Annotated in this window: 12 protein-coding genes and 2 pseudogenes; 9 read left to right on the top strand and 5 right to left on the bottom strand. The window is 71.4% G+C overall.

Annotation, left to right across the window (positions count from 1 at the left end; genetic code table 11):
• The first annotated feature begins 124 nt into the window (after positions 1–124).
• From ACSYGN_RS10925 to ACSYGN_RS10895, 7 genes and pseudogenes are all read left to right on the top strand, one after another.
• The gene (locus tag ACSYGN_RS10925) at positions 125–421 is read left to right on the top strand and encodes a YlxR family protein (protein ID WP_460394333.1); all 297 of its coding nucleotides are present in this window, start codon (positions 125–127) and stop codon (positions 419–421) included.
• A 152-nt stretch (positions 422–573) separates the two neighbouring features.
• On the top strand, positions 574–3,675 hold the full coding sequence (gene infB / locus ACSYGN_RS10920; protein WP_460394331.1) for a translation initiation factor IF-2: 3,102 nt from the start codon (positions 574–576) through the stop codon (positions 3,673–3,675).
• 218 nt (positions 3,676–3,893) lie between these two features.
• Positions 3,894–4,190: a DUF503 domain-containing protein gene (locus tag ACSYGN_RS10915; protein WP_460394329.1), complete on the top strand. Its 297-nt coding sequence runs from the start codon at positions 3,894–3,896 to the stop codon at positions 4,188–4,190.
• A 176-nt stretch (positions 4,191–4,366) separates the two neighbouring features.
• Complete coding sequence (gene rbfA / locus ACSYGN_RS10910; RefSeq protein ID WP_460394327.1) at positions 4,367–4,813, top strand: 30S ribosome-binding factor RbfA; 447 nt, start codon at positions 4,367–4,369, stop codon at positions 4,811–4,813.
• On the top strand, positions 4,810–5,715 hold the full coding sequence (truB, locus tag ACSYGN_RS10905; protein WP_460394325.1) for a tRNA pseudouridine(55) synthase TruB: 906 nt from the start codon (positions 4,810–4,812) through the stop codon (positions 5,713–5,715). Before rbfA ends, truB begins: the two co-directional genes overlap by 4 nt.
• A 438-nt stretch (positions 5,716–6,153) precedes the next feature.
• Positions 6,154–7,844: pseudogene (locus ACSYGN_RS10900) on the top strand (trypsin-like peptidase domain-containing protein); the annotation flags it as partial.
• A gap of 193 nt (positions 7,845–8,037) precedes the next feature.
• Positions 8,038–8,991 (top strand): bifunctional riboflavin kinase/FAD synthetase, encoded by a 954-nt coding sequence (locus ACSYGN_RS10895; RefSeq protein WP_460394323.1) that lies wholly within the window; start codon positions 8,038–8,040, stop codon positions 8,989–8,991.
• 118 nt (positions 8,992–9,109) lie between these two features.
• Here the strand turns inward: ACSYGN_RS10895 and ACSYGN_RS10890 are convergent, their stop codons facing one another.
• The 3 genes from ACSYGN_RS10890 to eccE all read right to left on the bottom strand — a co-directional run bounded on the left by ACSYGN_RS10890 (position 9,110) and on the right by eccE (position 14,618).
• The gene (locus ACSYGN_RS10890; protein ID WP_460394321.1) at positions 9,110–12,193 is read right to left on the bottom strand and encodes an SCO5717 family growth-regulating ATPase; all 3,084 of its coding nucleotides are present in this window, start codon (positions 12,191–12,193) and stop codon (positions 9,110–9,112) included.
• 365 nt (positions 12,194–12,558) lie between these two features.
• A complete protein-coding gene (locus tag ACSYGN_RS10885; RefSeq protein WP_460394319.1) occupies positions 12,559–13,284 on the bottom strand; it encodes a hypothetical protein in 726 nt (241 codons plus the stop codon).
• Positions 13,281–14,618: a type VII secretion protein EccE gene (eccE, locus tag ACSYGN_RS10880; RefSeq protein ID WP_460394317.1), complete on the bottom strand. Its 1,338-nt coding sequence runs from the start codon at positions 14,616–14,618 to the stop codon at positions 13,281–13,283. The genes ACSYGN_RS10885 and eccE overlap by 4 nt, the downstream gene beginning before the upstream one ends.
• A 198-nt stretch (positions 14,619–14,816) precedes the next feature.
• On the opposite strand from eccE, the gene eccB reads away from it, so the two are divergent.
• Complete coding sequence (eccB, locus tag ACSYGN_RS10875) at positions 14,817–16,352, top strand: type VII secretion protein EccB (RefSeq protein ID WP_460394315.1); 1,536 nt, start codon at positions 14,817–14,819, stop codon at positions 16,350–16,352.
• Between the two features lie 11 nt (positions 16,353–16,363).
• Positions 16,364–17,611: a type VII secretion-associated serine protease mycosin gene (gene mycP, locus ACSYGN_RS10870; RefSeq protein ID WP_460394313.1), complete on the top strand. Its 1,248-nt coding sequence runs from the start codon at positions 16,364–16,366 to the stop codon at positions 17,609–17,611.
• A gap of 45 nt (positions 17,612–17,656) precedes the next feature.
• Here mycP and ACSYGN_RS10865 read toward each other — a convergent pair whose 3' ends face one another.
• Both ACSYGN_RS10865 and ACSYGN_RS10860 read right to left on the bottom strand, forming a co-directional pair.
• Positions 17,657–18,196, bottom strand: a complete 540-nt coding sequence (locus ACSYGN_RS10865; protein WP_460394311.1) for a hypothetical protein — start codon at positions 18,194–18,196, stop codon at positions 17,657–17,659.
• 697 nt (positions 18,197–18,893) lie between these two features.
• Positions 18,894–20,088, bottom strand: a pseudogene (locus tag ACSYGN_RS10860) (hypothetical protein); the annotation flags it as partial.
• Positions 20,089–20,128: the final 40 nt, after the last annotated feature.

Here is a 20,128-nt window from a genome sequence, read left to right as displayed (position 1 = left end):
GGACAGCGGGGCCGGGGAGTAGATCTCGGCCTGCGGGGGTCCGGATCCCGTCAGTTATAACGCGGCAAAGTATTCGAGACCTTACCCAAAAGGGTGAGGTCGCCGCGGGGAGGTAGACTTAAGAGTGTCTGGCCGGACGGCGACCGGAGTATGCCCTGAACGCACCTGTGTGGGGTGCCGGGAGCGGGCGGCCAAGACGGAGCTGCTGCGCATCGTGATGAGCGGGGACGAGTGTGTCCCCGATCCTCGCGGTACGCTGCCCGGCCGGGGTGCCTATGTGCACCCCGCCCTGGTCTGTCTCGACCAGGCGATACGCCGCCGGGCGTTCACACGGGCGTTGCGCGCCCCGGGGACGCTCGACACAAAGGCGTTGCGCCGGCACGTCGAGCAGATGACAGTTGCCGAACAGGCGACACGGTAAGTAACACAGCGCCGTACGGAAGCCCCCGTGCGGCCTGGTACCTCGCGAGTCGAAAGCAGGTCGAGATTGCGATGAGCACTCGATGAGTACGCGATGAGTACGCCCATGAACTAGCGACGGTCCGGCCGCAACCCGGACCTCAAAGGAGCGAAGTGGCTAAGGTCCGGGTCTACGAACTCGCCAAGGAGTTCGGTGTGGAGAGCAAGGTCGTGATGGCCAAGCTCCAGGAACTCGGTGAATTCGTCCGTTCGGCGTCCTCGACGATCGAGGCGCCCGTAGTACGCAAGCTGACTGACGCCTTCCAGGCGGGCAGCGGCAACGGCAGGTCCGCCGGCCGTCCCGCGCCCAGGAAGGCCGCCCCCAGGCCCGCCGCGCCCTCTCCGGCGCAGGCGGCACGTCCGGCTGCTCCCAAGCCGGCCGCCCCCAGGCCTCCGGTGGCCCCGCAGCCCGCGGCCCCCGCGGCTCCGGCCCCCGTCACCCCGGCTCCCGCGGCCTCCGCGCCGCGCCCGGTGCCGGGTCCCAAGCCCGCCCCGCGTCCGGCCCCGGCCGCCCCGGAGTTCACCGCTCCGCCGGCCCCGGCGGCGCAGGCACCGTCCGCACCCTCGGGCCCCTCGGGTCCGCGCCCCGGTGCGCGTCCCGGCCCCAAGCCCGGTGGTCGTCCGGGCGGTTCCGGCCAGGGTCAGTCGGGTCGTCCCGAGCGTTCCGACCGTCCGGACCAGCGCGGCCAGCGCCCCGGTGGTCAGGGTGCCCGTCCGGGTGCCCGTCCGGCCGGTCCGCGTCCGGGCAACAACCCCTTCACCTCCGGCGGCAACGCCGGTATGGCGCGTCCCCAGGCGCCCCGTCCGCAGGGGCAGCGCCCCGGCGGCCCCGGTGCGCCCGGCGGCGGTCCCCGTCCGCAGGCGCCCGGCGCCCAGGGCGGCGGTCCGCGTCCCCAGGCGCCCGGCGGTTCCCGTCCCTCGCCGGCGGGCATGCCCCGTCCGCAGGGCGGTCCGCGTCCCGGCGGCGGTCCCGCGGGTCCGCGTCCGAACCCCGGCATGATGCCGCAGCGTCCCGCTGCCGGTCCGCGTCCCGGCCCCGGCGGTGGCCGCGGTCCGGGCGGTGCGGGCCGTCCCGGCGGTGGCGGCGGTGCCGGTCGTCCCGGTGGCGGCGGCTTCGCCGGTCGTCCCGGTGGCGGCGGCGGTGCCGGTCGTCCCGGTGGCGGCGGCGGCTTCGCCGGTCGTCCCGGCGGCGGTGGCCCCGGCGCCGGTGGTGGCGGCGGCTTCGGCGGTGGCGGCGCGGGCCGTCCCGGCTTCGGCGGCCGTCCCGGCGGTCCCGGTGGCCGTGGTGGCACGCAGGGCGCCTTCGGTCGTCCCGGCGGTCCGGCCCGGCGTGGCCGCAAGTCGAAGCGGCAGCGTCGCCAGGAGTACGAGGCCATGCAGGCCCCGAGCGTCGGCGGCGTGATGCTGCCGCGCGGCAACGGTGAGGCCATCCGTCTCTCCCGTGGCGCGTCGCTCACCGACTTCGCGGAGAAGATCAACGCCAACCCGGCGTCGCTCGTCGCGGTCATGATGAACCTCGGCGAGATGGTCACCGCGACCCAGTCCGTCTCCGACGAGACCCTGCACCTCCTCGCCGAGGAGATGAACTACAAGGTCCAGATCGTCAGCCCCGAGGAGGAGGACCGCGAGCTGCTCGAGTCCTTCGACATCGAGTTCGGCGAGGACGAGGGCGGCGAGGACGACCTGGTCGTCCGCCCGCCGGTGGTGACCGTCATGGGTCACGTCGACCACGGCAAGACCCGCCTGCTCGACGCCATCCGCAAGACGAACGTCATCGCGGGCGAGGCCGGCGGCATCACCCAGCACATCGGTGCCTACCAGGTCGCGATCGACGTCAACGACGAAGAGCGCAAGATCACCTTCATCGACACCCCGGGTCACGAGGCGTTCACCGCCATGCGTGCCCGCGGTGCGAAGTCGACCGACATCGCGATCCTGGTCGTCGCGGCCAACGACGGCGTCATGCCGCAGACGGTCGAGGCGCTCAACCACGCCAAGGCGGCCGACGTGCCGATCGTGGTCGCGGTCAACAAGATCGATGTCGAGGGCGCCGACCCGACCAAGGTCCGCGGCCAGCTGACCGAGTACGGGCTGGTGGCCGAGGAGTACGGCGGCGACACGATGTTCGTCGACATCTCCGCCAAGCAGGGTCTGTACATCGACTCGCTGCTGGAGGCCGTGATCCTCACGGCCGACGCCTCGCTCGACCTGCGGGCCAACCCGGAGCAGGACGCGCAGGGCATCTCGATCGAGTCCCGTCTCGACCGCGGCCGCGGTGCCGTGGCGACGGTCCTCGTCCAGCGAGGCACGCTGCGGGTCGGCGACACCATGGTCGTGGGCGACGCCTACGGCCGGGTCCGCGCCATGCTCGACGACAGCGGCAACAACGTCGCCGAAGCGGGCCCGTCGACGCCGGTCCAGGTCCTCGGCCTGACCAACGTCCCGGGCGCGGGCGACAACTTCCTCGTGGTCGAGGAGGACCGTACGGCCCGCCAGATCGCGGAGAAGCGCGCCGCCCGCGAGCGCAACGCCGCGTTCGCCAAGCGCACGCGCCGTGTGTCGCTGGAGGACCTGGACAAGGTGCTGAAGGCCGGCGAGGTCCAGCAGCTGAACCTGATCATCAAGGGTGACGCTTCCGGTTCCGTCGAGGCCCTCGAGTCCTCCCTGCTCCAGCTGGACGTCGGCGAAGAGGTCGACATCCGCGTCCTGCACCGCGGTGTCGGTGCGGTCACGGAGTCGGACATCGACCTGGCGATGGGCTCCGACGCCATCGTGATCGGCTTCAACGTCCGCGCGGCCGGCCGTGCCGCGCAGATGGCCGAGCGCGAGGGTGTGGACGTCCGCTACTACTCGGTCATCTACCAGGCGATCGAGGAGATCGAGGCGGCCCTCAAGGGCATGCTCAAGCCGGAGTTCGAAGAGGTCGAGCTCGGTACGGCGGAGATCCGCGAGGTCTTCAAGTCGTCCAAGCTGGGCAACATCGCGGGTGTGCTCATCCGCTCCGGCGAGGTCAGGCGCAACACCAAGGCGCGCCTCATCCGCGACGGCAAGGTGGTCGCGGAGAACCTCAACATCGAGGGTCTGCGTCGCTTCAAGGACGACGTCACCGAGATCCGCGAAGGCTACGAGGGTGGTATCAACCTCGGAAACTTCAACGACATCAAGGTCGACGACGTCATCGCGACGTACGAGATGCGCGAGAAGCCGCGCGTCTAGGCGCCGGGCTTCCGGCACGGTCGCTCCGGTCCGGGGCCGGTCGGCGGAGAGCAAATTTCCGTCGATCGGCCCCGGCCGTTCGTTGTACGGTTCTGATGTTCCTGCCGATCGCCCGGTCGTGCGGTCGGCCGATCACCTGATCGGTCCGCTCGCACGACCACCCGGCGGTCGCTCGGCGGACTCATCGATCCCGTACCGGCGGGTCATCCGGACCATCCATGTATGTGGGGACTCTGTCCTTCGATCTCCTGCTCGGCGACGTCCGGTCGCTGAAGGAGAAGCGCTCCCTAGTCCGACCGATCGTGGCCGAGCTCCAGCGGAAGTTCGCGGTGAGCGCGGCGGAGGTCGATCACATGGACCTCCATCGCAGGGCCGTCATCGGCCTGGCGATGGTCTCCGGCGATGCCGGGCATCTGACCGAGGTGCTCGACCGGTGCGAGCGGCTGGTCGCCGGGCGCCCCGAAGTGGAACTGCTGTCCGTGCGGCGGCGCCTCCACGGGGAACACGACGACTGACGCCGGGGATCGCAGCAGGCGCACGGAACGCGCCGTACGCGACACAAGCCGACCGCGAAGCAAGTCGACCGCGAAGCAAGTCGGCCGCGACGCAAGCCGATTGCGACGCAAGCCGATTGCGACGCAAACAGAAACATGCAGAACAAGGCAGAACAAGAAAGAACGGGAGACGACCAGTGGCCGACAACGCGCGGGCCAAGAGGCTGGCGGACCTCATCCGAGAGGTGGTGGCCCAGAAGCTGCAGCGTGGGATCAAGGACCCGCGGCTCGGCTCGCACGTCACCATCACGGACACCCGGGTCACCGGGGACCTCCGGGAGGCGACCGTCTTCTACACCGTGTACGGCGACGAAGAGGAGCGCAAGGCCGCGGCGGCCGGGCTGGAGAGCGCCAAGGGCGTGCTCCGCAGCGCCGTCGGCGCGGCGGCCGGTGTGAAGTTCACACCGACGCTCACCTTTGTGGCCGACGCCCTGCCCGATACCGCCCGGACCATCGAGGACCTCCTCGACAAGGCACGCGCCTCCGACGAGAAGGTGCGCGAGGTCTCGGCGGGCGCCAGCTACGCGGGCGAAGCGGACCCGTACCGGAAGCCCGGTGACGACGAGGACGACGCCGCCGAATGATCCAGAAGCCCACCCCGCCCGACGGCCTGGTCATCGTGGACAAGCCGTCGGGCTTCACCTCGCACGACGTGGTCGCCAAGATGCGCGGCATCGCCCGCACCCGCCGTATCGGGCACGCCGGCACCCTCGACCCGATGGCGACCGGTGTCCTCGTCCTCGGTGTCGAGAAGGCCACCAAGCTGCTCGGACACCTGGCGCTCACCGAGAAGGAGTACCTGGGTACCGTCCGCCTCGGCCAGACCACCGTCACCGACGACGCCGAGGGTGAGATCACGTCGTCCGCCGACGCCTCCGGGATCACCCGCGAGGCCGTCGACGCCGGGATCGCCAAGCTGACCGGCGACATCATGCAGGTGCCGTCCAAGGTCAGCGCCATCAAGATCGACGGCGTGCGGTCGTACAAACGGGCCCGCGAGGGCGAGGACTTCGAGATCCCCGCCCGGCCCGTCACCATCTCCTCCTTCACCGTCTACGACGTCCGGCCCGCCGAAGCCGAGGACGGCACCCCCGTGCTCGACCTCGTCGTCTCCGTGGTCTGCTCGTCCGGCACCTACATCCGCGCGCTCGCCCGCGACCTGGGCGCCGATCTGGGCGTCGGCGGCCATCTCACCGCCCTGCGCCGCACCCGCGTGGGCCCGTACAAACTGGATGCGGCCCGCACCCTCGACCAGCTCCAGCAGGAGCTGGCGATCATGCCGATCGCCGAGGCCGCCGCCGCCGCGTTCCCCCGCTGGGACGTGGACACCCGACGCGCCCGGCTGCTCTCCAACGGCGTACGGCTGGAGATGCCCGAGGAGTACGCGGGCGCCGGTACCGTCGCCGTCTTCGGCCCGGAGGGCACCTTCCTGGCGCTCGTGGAGGAGCAGAAGGGGAAGGCCAAGAGCCTGGCCGTGTTCGGCTGACCCGGGGCTCCCCCCGGGCCTTGCCCGGGGCCCTGTCTGGCCTGCGGAGGGCTGCTGGGGGCTGCTGGGGGCTGCTGGGGCTGTGGGGGTGGGGGCCGCTGAGGCTGCGGGGGCTGTTGAGGTCCTCTGCTGGGGTCCTCCGCCGGGCTCCGCTGGGGTCCGCCGAGGTCTGCTGGGCCTGCCCGTGGAGCGGCGGACACGGGGTTTCGCCGTCCGCCGCTCCACGGTCCCCCCTCGGTTCCCCCACCCCTAGGGTGTATCCAACCGCCCGCACCTATTCACCCGAGTGGCCAGGCGCTCGGAGTGAACGGGGGGAGCAGAGGGGGGCGCGTTCAGTGCGCGAACTGCCCCGCCGATCTTTGGGCGCCTAACGTCGAGGTCACGAGGTGCGTGGTCACGGATGCGCGGTGAAGCGTGGAGCACGGCGGGAGGTTCGCCATGGGGGGACGGGGGCTGCGGGACGGCGTGCCGGGGGAGCGGAACCGTGCGGACCAGCCGAACCGTTTGGGCCGCGCGCTGGTCCTGATCCGTGACACGGCGGGTCGGCAGCGCGGCACAGGATTCGTCGCCGATCACCACGGCACCGTCGTCACCAGCCACGAAGCCGTAGACGGCCCGGCCAGGCTGGTGCTGGAGACGGCGACAGGCCGCACCTTCGAGGTCGACACCGCCGGCGCGGTGACCCCCCTGCCCGCCCTGGCCCTCGCCCTGATCCGCACCGACGGCCTCGACGCCGACCCCCTTCCGGTGACGGTCCGGCCGCGCGTCGAGCCGGGTACCTATGTCCGCCTCGCCGCCTGCGGCTGGCGCGAGGCGCGGGTGCTCGGGGTGACACCGGTGACGTACACGACGGCCGGGGGGCGACGCCATCACCTCGGCGACGCGCTGGAACTGGCGATCGGCACGACCGGCCGCGACGCCCTGCGCCCCGGCGCCGGAGCGGCGGGCGGCCCGGTCCTCGACGCGGAGACGGGCGCGGTCCTCGGTGTCCTCGGCACGTCCCTGCGCCCCGGCGGCGACCGGGGGACGGGGCTGGCGGTACGGCTGCTGGCTCCCGGGGCGGTCAGCGGCGCTGTGGGCGCGCCTCGGGCTGGGGCGGACGACGCCCCGCTCGCAGCCCCGCTCTTCGCCCTGCTCGCCCGCAATGCGGTCACCGTTGCGTCGTACGGCGCCGATCTCAATCTTGCCGGGGTGTGGGAGACCTCCGGTGTGTCAGGGCCGTCTGCCGGGCACCTCGCCGATTGGCTCCGGACCGCGCGGCTCGATCCGTACGAGGCGCGGGCGTCCTGCTCTCCGGCAGCCTCGGTCCCGTCAGTCCCGTGGCTCAGGCCCTGCTGCACCTCGCCGACAGACACGGCGCCGTGTTCCTGAGCGGGTGGCTGGCGGTGGTGCTCCGGGGGTGGGAGGCGGACCCCGGTTCCTGGTGGGCGGGGCCGCTGCTCGCGCACGCGCTGGCAGAGGTGTCCGACGCGGTGCCGTATGCCGGGGTGCTGCGCGATCTCGCCGACCGGATTGCCGTCCTACGGCGTGAACGGCGGCCCGTGCCCGGGGAGTTCGGCCCGCCGTTCTGGACGGGGCTGCGGCTGCCGTACGGCGAGCGCGTCGAGCTGCTGGGCCGTCTGGTCGTATCCGACGAGGCGCCTGCTGCCGGCCCCCGGTATCTCCACGCGACCGCCCAACTCCTCGCCGCCGACCCCGTCGCCGTACAGCCGCACCTGGTGCGCTGGTTCGACGACGAGCGGCCGCTGCCCGCCCTGCCGCGCGCGACCGTGGCCGCCGCCGCGCAGGCCCTGCTGCACACCCATCGGCACCGGGCCCTGGACGACCTCGTCGAGACACTGGCCGAGAGCGCGCACCGGCCCCACGCGGCCGAACTGCTGGCCGCCCTGGCAGAGGAGGAGCCGTCCGCCGTCTGCCGGGCCGTCGACCGCTGGGCCCGCGGCAAGGACCCGGCACACCGGGCCGCCGCGGCGACATACGGACGGCTGGCCGCGCCGCACGTACGCACCGGCACCGACCGCGACCTGCTGCGCCACGCCGCCCTGGCCCTGCTCACTGACGCCACTGATCCGGCCGACCCTGCCGACCCGGCCGACCCCGCCCTGTACCGTGCCGCACTCGCCCTCCTCGACCAGCTGCGCACCGCTGCATGAACCTGCCCACCGGCCGGTGCACCAGCCCGCGCATCGGCCCGCCCGGCACGTGCTCCGGATCACAGCGACCATGCCGATGCGAGCACTGCCGACCCGGCATGGCACCCTTAGAGCTGCGTAACAGGCAACGTTTCGTGTGAGACGGACACGGGTTCGAGGAGCGGTCACAGTGCAACGCTGGCGTGGCTTGGAGGACATCCCCCAGGACTGGGGGCGCAGCGTCGTCACCATCGGCTCGTACGACGGAGTCCACCGTGGCCACCAGCTGATCATCAGCCACGCCGTGGACCGGGCCCGCGAGCTGGGCGTGCCCTCCGTCGTCGTCACCTTCGACCCGCACCCCAGCGAGGTCGTGCGCCCCGGCAGCCACCCGCCGCTGCTCGCCCCGCACCATCGCCGCGCGGAGCTGATGGCGGACCTCGGCGTGGACGCGTCGCTCGTCCTGCCGTTCACCACCGAGTTCTCGAAGCTCTCCCCGGGCGACTTCGTGGCCAAGGTGCTGGTCGACAAGCTGCACGCCAAGGCCGTCGTCGAAGGCCCGAACTTCCGCTTCGGCCACAAGGCCGCGGGGAATGTGGCGTTCCTGACCGAGCAGGGGCGGACCTACGACTTCGAGGTCGAGGTCGTGGACCTGTATCTGACCGGCGCGGCGGGCGGCGGCGAGCCGTTCTCCTCGACCCTCATCCGACGCCTGGTCGCCGAGGGCGATGTCGAGGGCGCCCGGGAGATCCTGGGCCGTCCGCACCGGGTGGAGGGCGTGGTCGTCCGCGGCGCCCAGCGCGGCCGTGAACTCGGCTTCCCGACGGCCAACGTCGAGACCCTCCCGCACACAGCGATCCCGGCGGACGGTGTGTATGCCGGATATCTGCAGGTGGACGGCGAGGCCATGCCGGCCGCGATCTCCGTCGGCACGAACCCGCAGTTCGACGGCACGGAGCGGACGGTGGAGGCATACGCCATCGACCGCGTCGGCCTGGAGCTCTACGGCCTGCATGTCGCCGTCGACTTCCTCGCGTTCGTGCGCGGACAGGCGAAGTTCGAGTCGCTGGAGGGGCTGCTGGAGCAGATGGGCCGCGATGTGAAGCGGTGCCGGGAGCTGGTGGCGGCGGAAGAGGAGCGGTAGTAGCCGACTCTGGATCGTCTCTGGACGGTGAGACTGTGCCGAAGGGCGGCCGGTGCGATGAGCACCGGCCGCCCTTCGGGTTGTGGTGGCTGGGGTCGGTTGTGGGTCCGGGATGGGGCTACGGCTGCTGCGGCGGCGCCTGCGGGGGCTGCTGCGGCGGGGTCGGCTGCGGAGGCTGAGGCTGCGGGGGCTGCTGCTGGGGCGGGTAGGGGTGGGCCTGTTGCGGCGGATACGGCTGCGTGCCCGGCTGAGCCTGGGGTTGGGCCTGGGGCTGGGGCTGGTACTGCTGGGGGTAGGGCGGCTGGCCCTGCTGCGGGAAGTACGGCTGTCCGGGAGCCTGCGGGGGGTACGGCTGTCCGGGCGGCCCCGGCTGCGGGGGAACGGGCTGGCCGGGAACGCCCTGGCCCGGCATCGGCTGGCCGGGGTACTGCTGGCCCGGGTACGGCTGGCCTGCGTAGGGCTGGCCCGGCATGGGCGGGGCGATCACCGGGGGCGGGTTGCCGTTGTTGGTCCACAGCCCCTGGGACTGCTGATGGCGTACGAAGTCCTCGGCGACCATCGCCGCGAGGGTGAAGTACGCCTCCCTCACCTTGGGCCGCATCATGTCGAGGTCGACCTCCGCACCGGTGGAGAGGTGCTCGTCGAAGGGCACGACCACCACCCCGCGGCACCGCGTCTCGAAGTGCGACACGATGTCCTCGACCTTGACCGTCTTGCCGGTCTCGCGCACCCCGGAGATGACGGTGAGGGACCGCGCGACCAGATCCTGGTACCCGTGGGCCGACAGCCAGTCGAGGGTCGTACTGGCGCTGCTCGCACCGTCCACAGAGGGCGTCGAGATGATGATCAGCTGGTCGGCGAGGTCGAGCACACCGCGCATGGCGCTGTAGAGCAGACCGGTGCCGGAGTCGGTGAGGATGATCGGGTACTGCCTGCCGAGCACATCGATCGCCCGCCGGTAGTCCTCGTCGTTGAACGTCGTGGACACGGCGGGGTCGACGTCGTTGGCGATGATCTCCAGACCGGACGACGCCTGCGAGGTGAACCGGCGGATGTCCATGTAGGAGTGCAGCCACGGAATTGCCTGCACCAGGTCACGGATGGTCGCACCGGTCTCACGACGGACGCGGCGCCCGAGCGTACCGGCGTCCGGGTTGGCGTCGATCGCGAGGATCTTGTCCTGGCGCTCGGTGGCGAGGGTCGAGCCCAGCGCGGTGGTCGTGGTCGTCTTGCCGACGCCGCCCTTGAGACTGATGACGGCGATGCGGTAGCAGGACAGCACCGGGGTGCGGATCAGCTCCAGCTTGCGCTGCCGCTCGGCCTCCTCCTTCTTCCCACCGAGCTTGAACCGGCCGCCCGCGGCCGCGGGACGCCCGCTCTTGGCCTTCTGCCTCCGGTTGTTGAGCAGCCGGTCCGAGGACAGCTCGACGGCGGCCGTGTAACCCAGCGGCGCGCCCCCGGGGCTGACGGGCTGTCGCGGATCGTGCCGGACGGGCTGCGGCCAGGCGGTACCGGTACGCGGGTCGACGGGAGGCGGCGGCGTGGCCGCCGAGTCGGCTTGCGGGTGCGGGGGTTGCGGCGGTTGGGGCTGCTGCGGAGGCTGGTGCGGGGGCTGTGCGGCCTGTGCGGGGTTCTGCGGGGCGGGTGCCTGGTCCGGGTTCTGGTCCTGGTCCGGTGCTACCGCTGGTTCCTGCGGCTGCGGTTGGGGCTGCTGCGGTGCCGGGGGAGCAGGGGCGGGTGCGGGGGCGGCGGTCTGCGGGGGGAAGCCGTAGCCCCCCTGGGCGTCGGGCATCGGCGGGGTGGGCGCGGGCGGCGGCGGGAAGCCGTATCCGCCCTGCTGGGGGAAGGCGTAGGCGCTGGGGGTGTGCGGAGGCTGCGGAGCCGGTGGCTGGGGCCCGGCCGGGCCAGGAACACCGGGGTGCGGGTAGGCGTAGCCGGACTGCTGCGGGGGCTGCGGGGCGGGCGGCTGGTTCCAGGCGGCGGGGGCGGGCTGCGGCGCCTGCGGCTGGAACGGGGGCTGCTGCTGGGGCTGCTGGGGCTGCTGGGGGAACGGCGGGAAGGGCGGCAGCTGCGTGTGTGCGGGCGGCTGCCCCTGCGCGGCGGCGGCCGGGTCGGCCTGCGGCGCCTGCGGCTGGGCGGGCCACTGCGCCGCCGGTGCGGGCGCGGCGGGCTGGTAGGAGGGCGGCAGCGGAGGCACACCGCTCTGCGGCGCGGGCGGCGGCGTCCAGGCGAGCGGGGCGTCCTGGGGGACGGGCGGCACGGCGGGCACGGGAGGTACGGGTGCGGGTGGCACGACGTCAGCGACGGCTACGGCGTCGCCCTCGGGCGCGGCCTGCGCGGGGGCGTCCTGGGCGGCTACGGCGTCACCGTCGTCGGTGCCCGAGGTGTCCTCGGCGTCCGAGGGGACGTCCGTGTCCGCGTTCGTGCTCTCACCGGACGGCACGTCGTCGTCGCCCGGCGCGTCCACTGCCGGGTCGGCCACCTCGTCCGCGTCACCGTCACCGGGCCCTCGGTCGGCGGCGTCTCCCGCCTCTGCCGCCGCCTCCTCGTCGTCACCCGGGGTCTCCGCGGCCGGAGCGGCAGCAGCAGCCTGATCACCGGCCTCGGCCGCCGCGCCCGCAACTGCCTCGGACGCACCGGACGCACCGGACTCGGACCCCGCAGGCTCCTCCGCCCCCACGGAATCCCCGCCCTCGGCTGCCGTACCCCCCTCGGACCCGGCCCCGGACCCGGCCCCGGACTCGGCAGCCTCCGCACGCTCCGCGATCTGCCGCTTAAGTGCGACTGACGAGATCCGCAGGGTCGCCCCGCTGACGAGGTCGCCCTCCCTCTCGTCCTCCTCGGCCGGAGGCACAGCCGGAGCCGCAGGAGCGACGGGAGGGGCCGGAGGGACCGGAGGTGCGGCAGGAGTCGGCTGCGCAGTCCAGGCGGGCGGCAGACTGGGCACCGGACCAGGAGACCCGACCGGCGGCGAGGGCGGCGGACCGGGTTGCGCCGAGCCGTCCCCGGACGCGGCCGAAGCCCCCGCCACGCCCGAAGCCCCCGAAGTACCCGACGCACCCGCAGCGTTCTGCGTGTACCAGGCCGGTGGCGCGTAGTCGATGGTGAACTCGCCCGTCACCTCGATGCCGGACTCCGCGTCGGGCTGGTCGTCGCCGGGCGTGGCCCAGCCCCCGCGGATCCCGTCCCGATCGCTGTTCACAGTTCCTCCTGGTGCGGTCGCGTACGGCCGCGGCATCCCGATACCGCGCCGGGGCGACCAGTTCTCGTCGTCCTGGGTCGTTCGAGGCCGTCCGTCCGACGGTTCCCCCGGAGCGCCGACGTCCGGTCCACGGGTTCTCGTGTGGCGCCCTCTCCCAGCCTAATCACCACAAGCCCCGCCGAGGCAGGTCCGTCCGCCCCTCCGCACCGGCCCAGCAGAACGCACGGGGCCCGGAGTTGACGCACTGTCCGGCCGCCCGGCAGCACCACCCGCCCGACGGAGCCGGACAAGGCAGGACAAGGGGCCCCAGCCCGGGCCCCGTAAACCACACACACCACGCCGAACAGCAGTCCGTGCCCGGACCGTCAGTCCATCCGGCGTGGCGTACCCAACAATCCGGTCTCGGCGTCGGTGGGCTGTGTCATCACATACTGCCGGTCGCGGTCCGCACACCACAGGGTGACGCCGTCGGGGAGCGCGGGCAGCGACTCCACCTCGGCCCGGGACAGCGCCATGGTGCGCCCCAACTCCGCAGCCTCGTCCGGCGAGACGCGCTGTATACCGGAGAGCCGGGCCTGGCGCAGCAGCCGGGGTGCGACCGGGCTCAGATACGGCAGCAGCGTCAGCACCGACTGCCAGGGCCCGGACACCACACGCCCGCGCGGCGGACGCATACCGCAGTCGCGCACCACCAGCACGGGACTGCCCGCCGAAGCGCCCTGCGGCGGAACCCGGCCCACCTCGTGCACGGCCAGGCCGTTCTGCCCGCCGCCCATCGCGTGCACCATCTGCATCCAGGCCTGCGGCCGCCCCGTCTCCACCGCCACCCGCGCCCCGGTCGCCGCAGCACGCAGCGCGAGGACCTGCGCGGTCCACAGACCCCCGATGAGGACGACGTCGTACGGCGTGGGCCGGTTGAGCCCCAGTACGGCGGGCTGTCCCTCGGTGTCCACCCCGGCCACGACCCCGTCGTCTCCGATGGGCAGCGCCAGCGTGTCCAGTTGTTCCGCGGGCAACGTATGACGCCCGTGGCGCGGACCGATGAGGCCGAAGCCGCCGCGCAGCCGCTCACGCGCCGTGGGGACGATCATCGGGCACCTCCCAGAGGCAGTGTGGCGAGCATGCCGGGCAACTGTTCACGGTCGAGTCGGTTGAGCCCGGCGCCCGCCTCACGGGCGGCGGCCTCCAACGCATGGCGTGCTGCGACCAGTTCGTCGTCGCCGCGCCCGGTCACCCGCAGGTGCCCGCACAGCGACAGCTCCTGCCGCTCGCCGCGCGCGATGGTGAGACTGAAGGTGGTAGCGAGTGCGGGCACAGCGGTGACGAGGGCGACCAACTGCGGCAGCGACGGCTCGTCACCACCGCCCAGTCGGGGCCAGCGGCGCACCCAGTAGGTGGTGTGCCTGCGGTTGTCGCAGCGCCAGTTGCGGCCCGACTCCTCCGTCCGCCGCTCCCGTGCCTCGGTCCGTCCGGCCTCCGCCGTCACCAGCGGGTTGGCGCACGCGGAGGTAGCCAGGGCAGCCACCAGCTCCTCCTCGTCGAGCACGGTCGCCCGGAACCCGGCGCCCGTCAGCCGGCTCGCAAGATGGTCAGCCGCACGCGCGACACACTTCTGCGCACCGGTCAGACCGCCGCCCCGCGCCGCTACGGCCTCGGGACACAGCTCCGGGTCCAGCTTCAGCGCGATCCAGGTGATGCGTACTGCCGGAGCGCCCGTCTGCTCCTGAAGCGGCGCGTAGTTGGAGACGGCCACCGACTGCTGGGGCAGATGCAGCGCGGGCGCGGGCTGGGTGTGCAGCACCATCTGCGCCGACTCCAGCCGGATCCCGTCCACTTCGAGCGCGTCCCGTACCAGGGCGAGCGGCAGCGGCTGACGGCTGCGCTCGGCCCGCAGCGCGGTTGCGTCGGCCTCCACCTGGAGCACCGTGGTGACGAACGTGCCGTCTCCGACGATGCCGACCGGACGCCGGTCCCGGGCGCCGTAGGAGCAGGTCCGCAGATTCGGCTCGCACTCCACGGCCGGGACGAGGCCGGGTTCCGTGCCCGGCGGTACCCGAGTAACGGCCGCCCGGCGCTGCCGCACCCGCAACGCCTGTGCGGTGGCCAGCCATTCGGGCAGTGAGCGGCCCCGCCGCCGTACGAAGGCAAGCAGTACCAGCACCGCGGCGACGACCGCGGCCGCCACCAGTGCGATCGGACCCACGACCCAGCCGACGAGCAGCACGGCCGCCGCCAGCTCCACCAGGACGATCCGTTGCAGACGGAACGAACCCGCTTGCCCCGGACGGGATTTCAGGCTGAGCGGGGCCGGCCGGGGCGCCGTACCGGCCGCACCGGGTGGCTGACCCGGTCCCGCCGGACGCGGGGCGGGGTCTCCTTGCGCCCCGGACCGGTCACGGGAGCGCAACCGTGCTCCGGAAACCATCACTCCATCCCCCCGATTTGCTCACAACTCGCTGGAACCAGGCCATTTCACAAGCCTCTTGAGGGCCCAGGTACCCTACCCGTTCCACAGGACGGCCCTCGTACCAGGCATAGTAGGGGCAGCGTCCGACAACAGAGGGCCGGAGAAAGCGACGTCCCCGGCGCCGTCCACGCGAAGTACGGGGAGAGACGGGCACAGATGGCATCACGGCGGGATCAGCTCAACGCCTACACCTTCGCGAAGCGCCGTATGCTCGCATCCTTCGTGCAGTCGGCACCGGACGCCTCGGACGAGAGCGCTCCCCGGCCGCTGCGCGCCGTACTGCCCGGCATGATCGTCGCCGTCGTGGTCATGGCCGTGTTCGGCGCGTGGGGCATGTTCAAACCCACGGCGCCGCAGGGCTGGGACGACCCCGGCAAGAAAGTGATCATCGCCAGCAAGTCCACCACCCGGTACGTCGTCCTCAAGACGGACAAGAAGATCCAGCTCCACCCCGTCCTCAACATGGCCTCTGCCAAACTCGTCCTCGACGACAGTCAAGGCGCCGTCGATGTCGTCACCGTCGACGAATCCATCCTCGACAACGGCAAGATCCCGCACGGCGTCACCATCGGCATCCCCTACGCCCCCGACCGGCTGCCCTCCGACAAGGAGGCCGGCGCGGACAAGCGCTGGGTGGTGTGTGAACGTCCGAGCGGCAGCGGCAGTTCCATCCAGAAAGCCGCATTCGTCCTCGCCGAGCGCGACATGAAGAAGACCGAGGGCACCCGCCAACCGCTGCACGGCGGCGAGCTTCTCTACGTCACCACCCCGGACGACACCCGTTACATCGTCGACTCCAAGGGCTCCGCGTACGAGGTCGACAAGAACGACGAACTGCTGCTGCGCACCCTCGTCGGCTCGGGCCGGGAACCTCAGCGGGTCTCCCAGGACTGGCTGGAGACCCTCCATCCGGGTGACCCCATCACCTTCCCGAAGGTCGACGGGCAGATCGGCTCCCCTGCCGGGGTCTCCGGCACCCTGACCGACGCCGCGAACAAGGTCGGTATGGTCCTGAGGGCGCCCAACGGCGCGCGCCAGCAGTACTACCTCGTCGAGGCGGGCAAGGTCGCACCCGTCTCCGACTTCACCGCCCAGCTGCTCCTCAACAGCAAGGACCTCGTCGGCCTCGGCCAGGCAAGCACGGCACTCGACGTCAGCGCGGGCGCCTTCGCTCCCAGCGCGACGGCGTTCGCATCGGACAAGAAGTGGCCGAGCCTGAAACCGGTGGCCGTGAACGAGGCCGGTATCGCGGACGGCAGCCGCAATACGGTCTGCAACATCCTGGAGGACGTGGACGGCGGCAGCGGAACCACCACCCTGAGCACCTGGGCGGGCACCGACTTCCCCGCCACCCTGGCCACCGGCTCCTCCAGCGCCTACGTCACCCCCGGCTCCGGCCAGCTCTACCGCCAGTTCAAGGGCACCGAGACCGACGCGGGCCCCGTCTTCCTGGTCACCGACACCGGCCTGCGCTACGCCCTCCAGTCCAACGACGACAGCGCCACCGACGACGCAGGCATCGGCACCACGGCCAAGGAGCGGGAACAGCTCCAGCAGGAGGCCAAACTCGCCCAGACCCGCCTCGGCTACGCCGGGGTGAAACCGGCCCCGATCCCGGCACCCTGGTCCAAGTTCCTCCCGACGGGCCCACGTCTGTCGACGGCGGCGGCCCGCCAGCCGCAGGGCTCGTGAGGGGCGCGACGATGCCGTACTCCCGTACCGCGATCCGCACCACGATGGCAGCGACGCTGCTGACGGCCTCCACGATCGCCCTCGCACCCTCCGCGGCGGCGGACTCGACGAGCGACGACACCTGCACGTTCTCGACGTCGAACCACAAGTACACGGGCACCCCTTGGGCCCTCCAGCGTGTGCTGCTGGACGAACTGTGGGACCAGTCGAAGGGCAAGGACGTGAAGGTGGCCGTGATCGACACGGGCGTCGACACCGTGAACCCGCAGCTCACCCAGGCGGTGGACGCGAAGCTGGGGGCCAACTTCCTGCCTGCCAAAAACAGCAAGGGCGAGAAGATCGATCGGGGCAGGTCCGACGGGACCACGGACACGGTGGGTCACGGCACACGCGTGGCGGGGATCATCGCCGCGCGCCCCATGAAGGGCACCGGTTTCGCGGGCCTGGCACCCGAGGCCACGATCATCCCGATCAAGCAGAACGACGCGGAGGGCGACGGCACCGCACTGAAGCTGGCCGAGGCCATCCGCTACGCCGTCCGGATGAAGGCCCAGGTCATCAACATCTCCCAGGACACCTCGAACGCTGTGGAACCGCCGGAGGACCTGCACAAGGCGGTCGACGAGGCATTGGCCCAGAAGATCGTCGTCGTGGCCTCTGCGGGGAACGGCGGCCTGGGCGGCAACGTCAAGCCGACCTACCCCGCGTCCTACGACGGTGTCCTGGCCGTGGCCGCCTCCGACCGCAACAACGAACGGGCGTCGTTCTCCCAGTCCGGTGACTTCGTCGGCGTGGCGGCTCCCGGCGTCGACATGATCTCAACCGTCCCCAAGGGCGGCCACTGCTCGGACAACGGCACCAGCTTCTCCGCACCCTACGTGGCCGGTGTGGCCGCGCTGATCAAGGCCAAGCACCCCGACTGGACGGCCCGCGAGGTCGTCGCCCAGATCGAGCAGACCGCGGAACGCTCGATCGCCGACCACGACCGCCTGGTCGGCTGGGGCGTGGTCGACCCGGTCCGCGCCCTGACGGAGGACGATCACGCGATCGAGACACCCAGCCCCCACGAGGGCCTGAGCAAGGCGGAGGCCCCCCAGGCCGCCGAACTCCACCTGGGCGAAACCCCCGAGGAACGCAACGCCCGCCTGGCCACCTACGTGGCCATCGGCGCGGCGGTCATGGTGGCCGCGCTCAGCGGGGGAGCAGTGGCGCTGCGGGACGCGCGGAGGCGGCGGCTGCGGTTCGAGGGCAAGGGATGACGAATCGGTCATCGCGTGCACACGCATCTCTCGGATCCGCGTGCCCTACGACTCCCGGCAAGCGTCCGTCTCGGCCACGGCGGCGGCGTACTGTTCGATGAACTTCCGCATGTCCGAAGCCTCGGAGGCGCGCGTGGTACGCGCGGTAACCCACACGGAGTGGTCCGCCGACGCGTGATCCGGGCACTCGACCAGGCCGACGGCTCCCGTCACGGAGTAGATGAAGCGACCGCCGTTCGCGCTCGCGTCGCCGGGGGCGACCCCGTAGGCGGACTCGGCCATGTCCCGTGCCGAGACCCTGGTGCCTCGCTGCTCCACGCTGCTCGAGAAGGCCATGTCGCCGTCGACCACGAGGCGGCAGCGCTCGACGCCGACGGCGGACGTCGGCTGGGCGCTGATCTTCTTGCCGGGCGGCAGCAGCGGCTCCAGCAGGGAGCTGGAGATCTTCGTACCGCACAGGTCCTTCGGTACGGCGTACTCGCGCGAGGACGACGATGAGGAGCAGGAAGTCAGCAAGCCGAGCAGAACGGCCGCTCCGAGAACGACAACGGCGTCGCCGCGTGTGCCGCGTGAGAATCCCTGCATTTCGCCTTCCAGTAACGTCGGTTGTGCCGTACGGGCCGTCATGGATCGGTCTGTGGACGTGGGATCAGTCGGGGATCTCCGTGTCCAGGTCCTTGGCCATGGCGTGAATGTCCGTGGTGGCGTCGTTGAAGCCGGTGGCCGTTCCTTCGCTCACCCAAGTGTCGATCTTGCTGTCGTAGCTGGCGCGGTGAGCCTTGGCGGCTTCATGGGCAGCCGTGTAGTTGATGTTGGTGGTGCTGTCCTTGATGGTCTCCCACCGGGTCGCGATGTCGTGACCGGCCTCCGAGCGGTACGCACCGGACTCGTCCTTGAAGAAACCTTCCAGTACGACCGAGGTGACCGTGCCCGCGGCACCGCCCACGCCGGCGCCGACCACGGGACTCGCGATGAAACTCGTGCCGATACCCACTCCCGTGCCGACGATTCCCGAGATCACGTTCTTCTTCTGACTGACCGCGTAGTCGAAGTCGCTGTCCTTCTCGGCGGCCGGACCGAGCACCGCCTCCTGCCGCCCCTGGGCCAGTAGTCCGCTGAATTCGCCTGACTTGCGTGACAGGCTCGTGATGGTCTCCTGAGCGTCGTGCGGATAGCGCTGGTCCGCGGGAAGATCCGGGTTCAGGTGATAGTCCATCAGGCTGGCCGTGTACGCCTTCTCGCCGACGCTCAGCGCGCTGTAACCCTCCGGGTTCTGGCCGGCGGTGACGAGAAATCGTGTGACGGCGTTGTGGTCGAGCTTGGCGTCCTCACCGGCGAGCGGATACAGCAGGTTCCATCCGGAGGTGCCGTCCTTGACTGTCGGCCCATCGGCCATGGCCCGGTGGATGTCGGGCAGATACTCGGAGCCGATCTGACCGATGCTGTCCGCCATGCAGTCATGGTCCTTGAGGCGGTTCGGGTCCTCGGAGACGGAGTTGACGAGCTCCCTCATCAGCCCGGCCTGCGCTGCCGTGTGAGCGGGCGTGTCCGCAGTGGGCAGCTCACCGGCCGCATGCCCGGTGGTGGCTGCTTCCAGGGCAAGGGCCAGGTTGTTGCGCCCGTCGACGCTTTCGCCGGAGCTGAAGTCGCTGTTGCTCTCATGGGGCCAGTGGCGGTCTTCGAACAGATACTTGAAGCGCCGTTCCCGCGTGAGCTGCGGTGTGACCGGGGGGTCGCTGATGTCGGCCCAGAACGACAGCGTCTCCTCAGGGCCGAGATCCGTTGCGAAGCGTTCGGAGAACAGCGGGTCGTCGTGGTACTTCTTCAGTCCTGCGTTGAGCCGGTCGAACTCCTCGACCGTCAGATCTTCCGGCTTCTTCTTCGCCAGCCGGGCCAGCTCGTCGGCCTCCTTGACAGCGTCTGCCGCGGCGTCGCGGTCCTTGTAGCTGACATCGGAGAAGCCCAGAGCGCTCTGGTCGGCGATCGCCATGAGGACCGTCTTGGCCGAGCTGTCGCTCTCGGTCGCCTTGCTGAGGATCCCCTTGATCTCGTTGCGGGCGTCGTCGACGTCCGTCTGACTGATGGCGCTCTGGCTGCCGCTCGGGTCGGAGGACCAGTCGGGGCGGGTGTTGCCCGTGACCGTGAAGGAACCGGAACCGGTGTCCACAACGGTGAGATGCTTCTCGTTGGCGCGGTCGACTGCTTCCTTGAGCTGCTGAGTCCCGCGTGTCACTCAGGATGTTGTGGATCGACTTGGCCTGCGCCTGGGCGTCGGTGAACTCGCTGGCCATCCTGCCAATGAACTCCTTGGACACCTGTGCGTTCACACCGGCCCAGTTGGCCGCGTTGGCGGCCTAGTGCAGATCGTCCTCGGCGTCCCTCTTCAAGTCCTCAAGGTGTTTCACGAGCGTCGACCAGTCGGTGACGGCGTCGTCGAGCAGACTGAAGTTGGCGTGGAGCAGAGAGTTGAGATTCATCGGTCATCGTCCCAGGAGGTGGCAAGTAGCGAGTTTCGGG

This window comes from Streptomyces sp. YIM S03343, from assembly GCF_054729195.1.
The sequence above is the reverse complement of the archived record's forward strand: the minus strand, read 5'-3'. Positions and strand labels throughout refer to the sequence as shown.

Excerpts from the sequence above, each read along its gene's own strand:
- mycP (WP_460394313.1), top strand. The coding sequence starts at position 16,364 with ATGCCGTACTCCCGTACCGCGATCCGCACCACGATGGCAGCGACGCTG.
- eccB (WP_460394315.1), top strand. The coding sequence starts at position 14,817 with ATGGCATCACGGCGGGATCAGCTCAACGCCTACACCTTCGCGAAGCGC.
- ACSYGN_RS10885 (WP_460394319.1), bottom strand. The coding sequence starts at position 13,284 with ATGATCGTCCCCACGGCGCGTGAGCGGCTGCGCGGCGGCTTCGGCCTC.
- eccE (WP_460394317.1), bottom strand. The coding sequence starts at position 14,618 with ATGGTTTCCGGAGCACGGTTGCGCTCCCGTGACCGGTCCGGGGCGCAA.
- ACSYGN_RS10865 (WP_460394311.1), bottom strand. The coding sequence starts at position 18,196 with ATGCAGGGATTCTCACGCGGCACACGCGGCGACGCCGTTGTCGTTCTC.
- ACSYGN_RS10915 (WP_460394329.1), top strand. The coding sequence starts at position 3,894 with ATGTATGTGGGGACTCTGTCCTTCGATCTCCTGCTCGGCGACGTCCGG.
- truB (WP_460394325.1), top strand. The coding sequence starts at position 4,810 with ATGATCCAGAAGCCCACCCCGCCCGACGGCCTGGTCATCGTGGACAAG.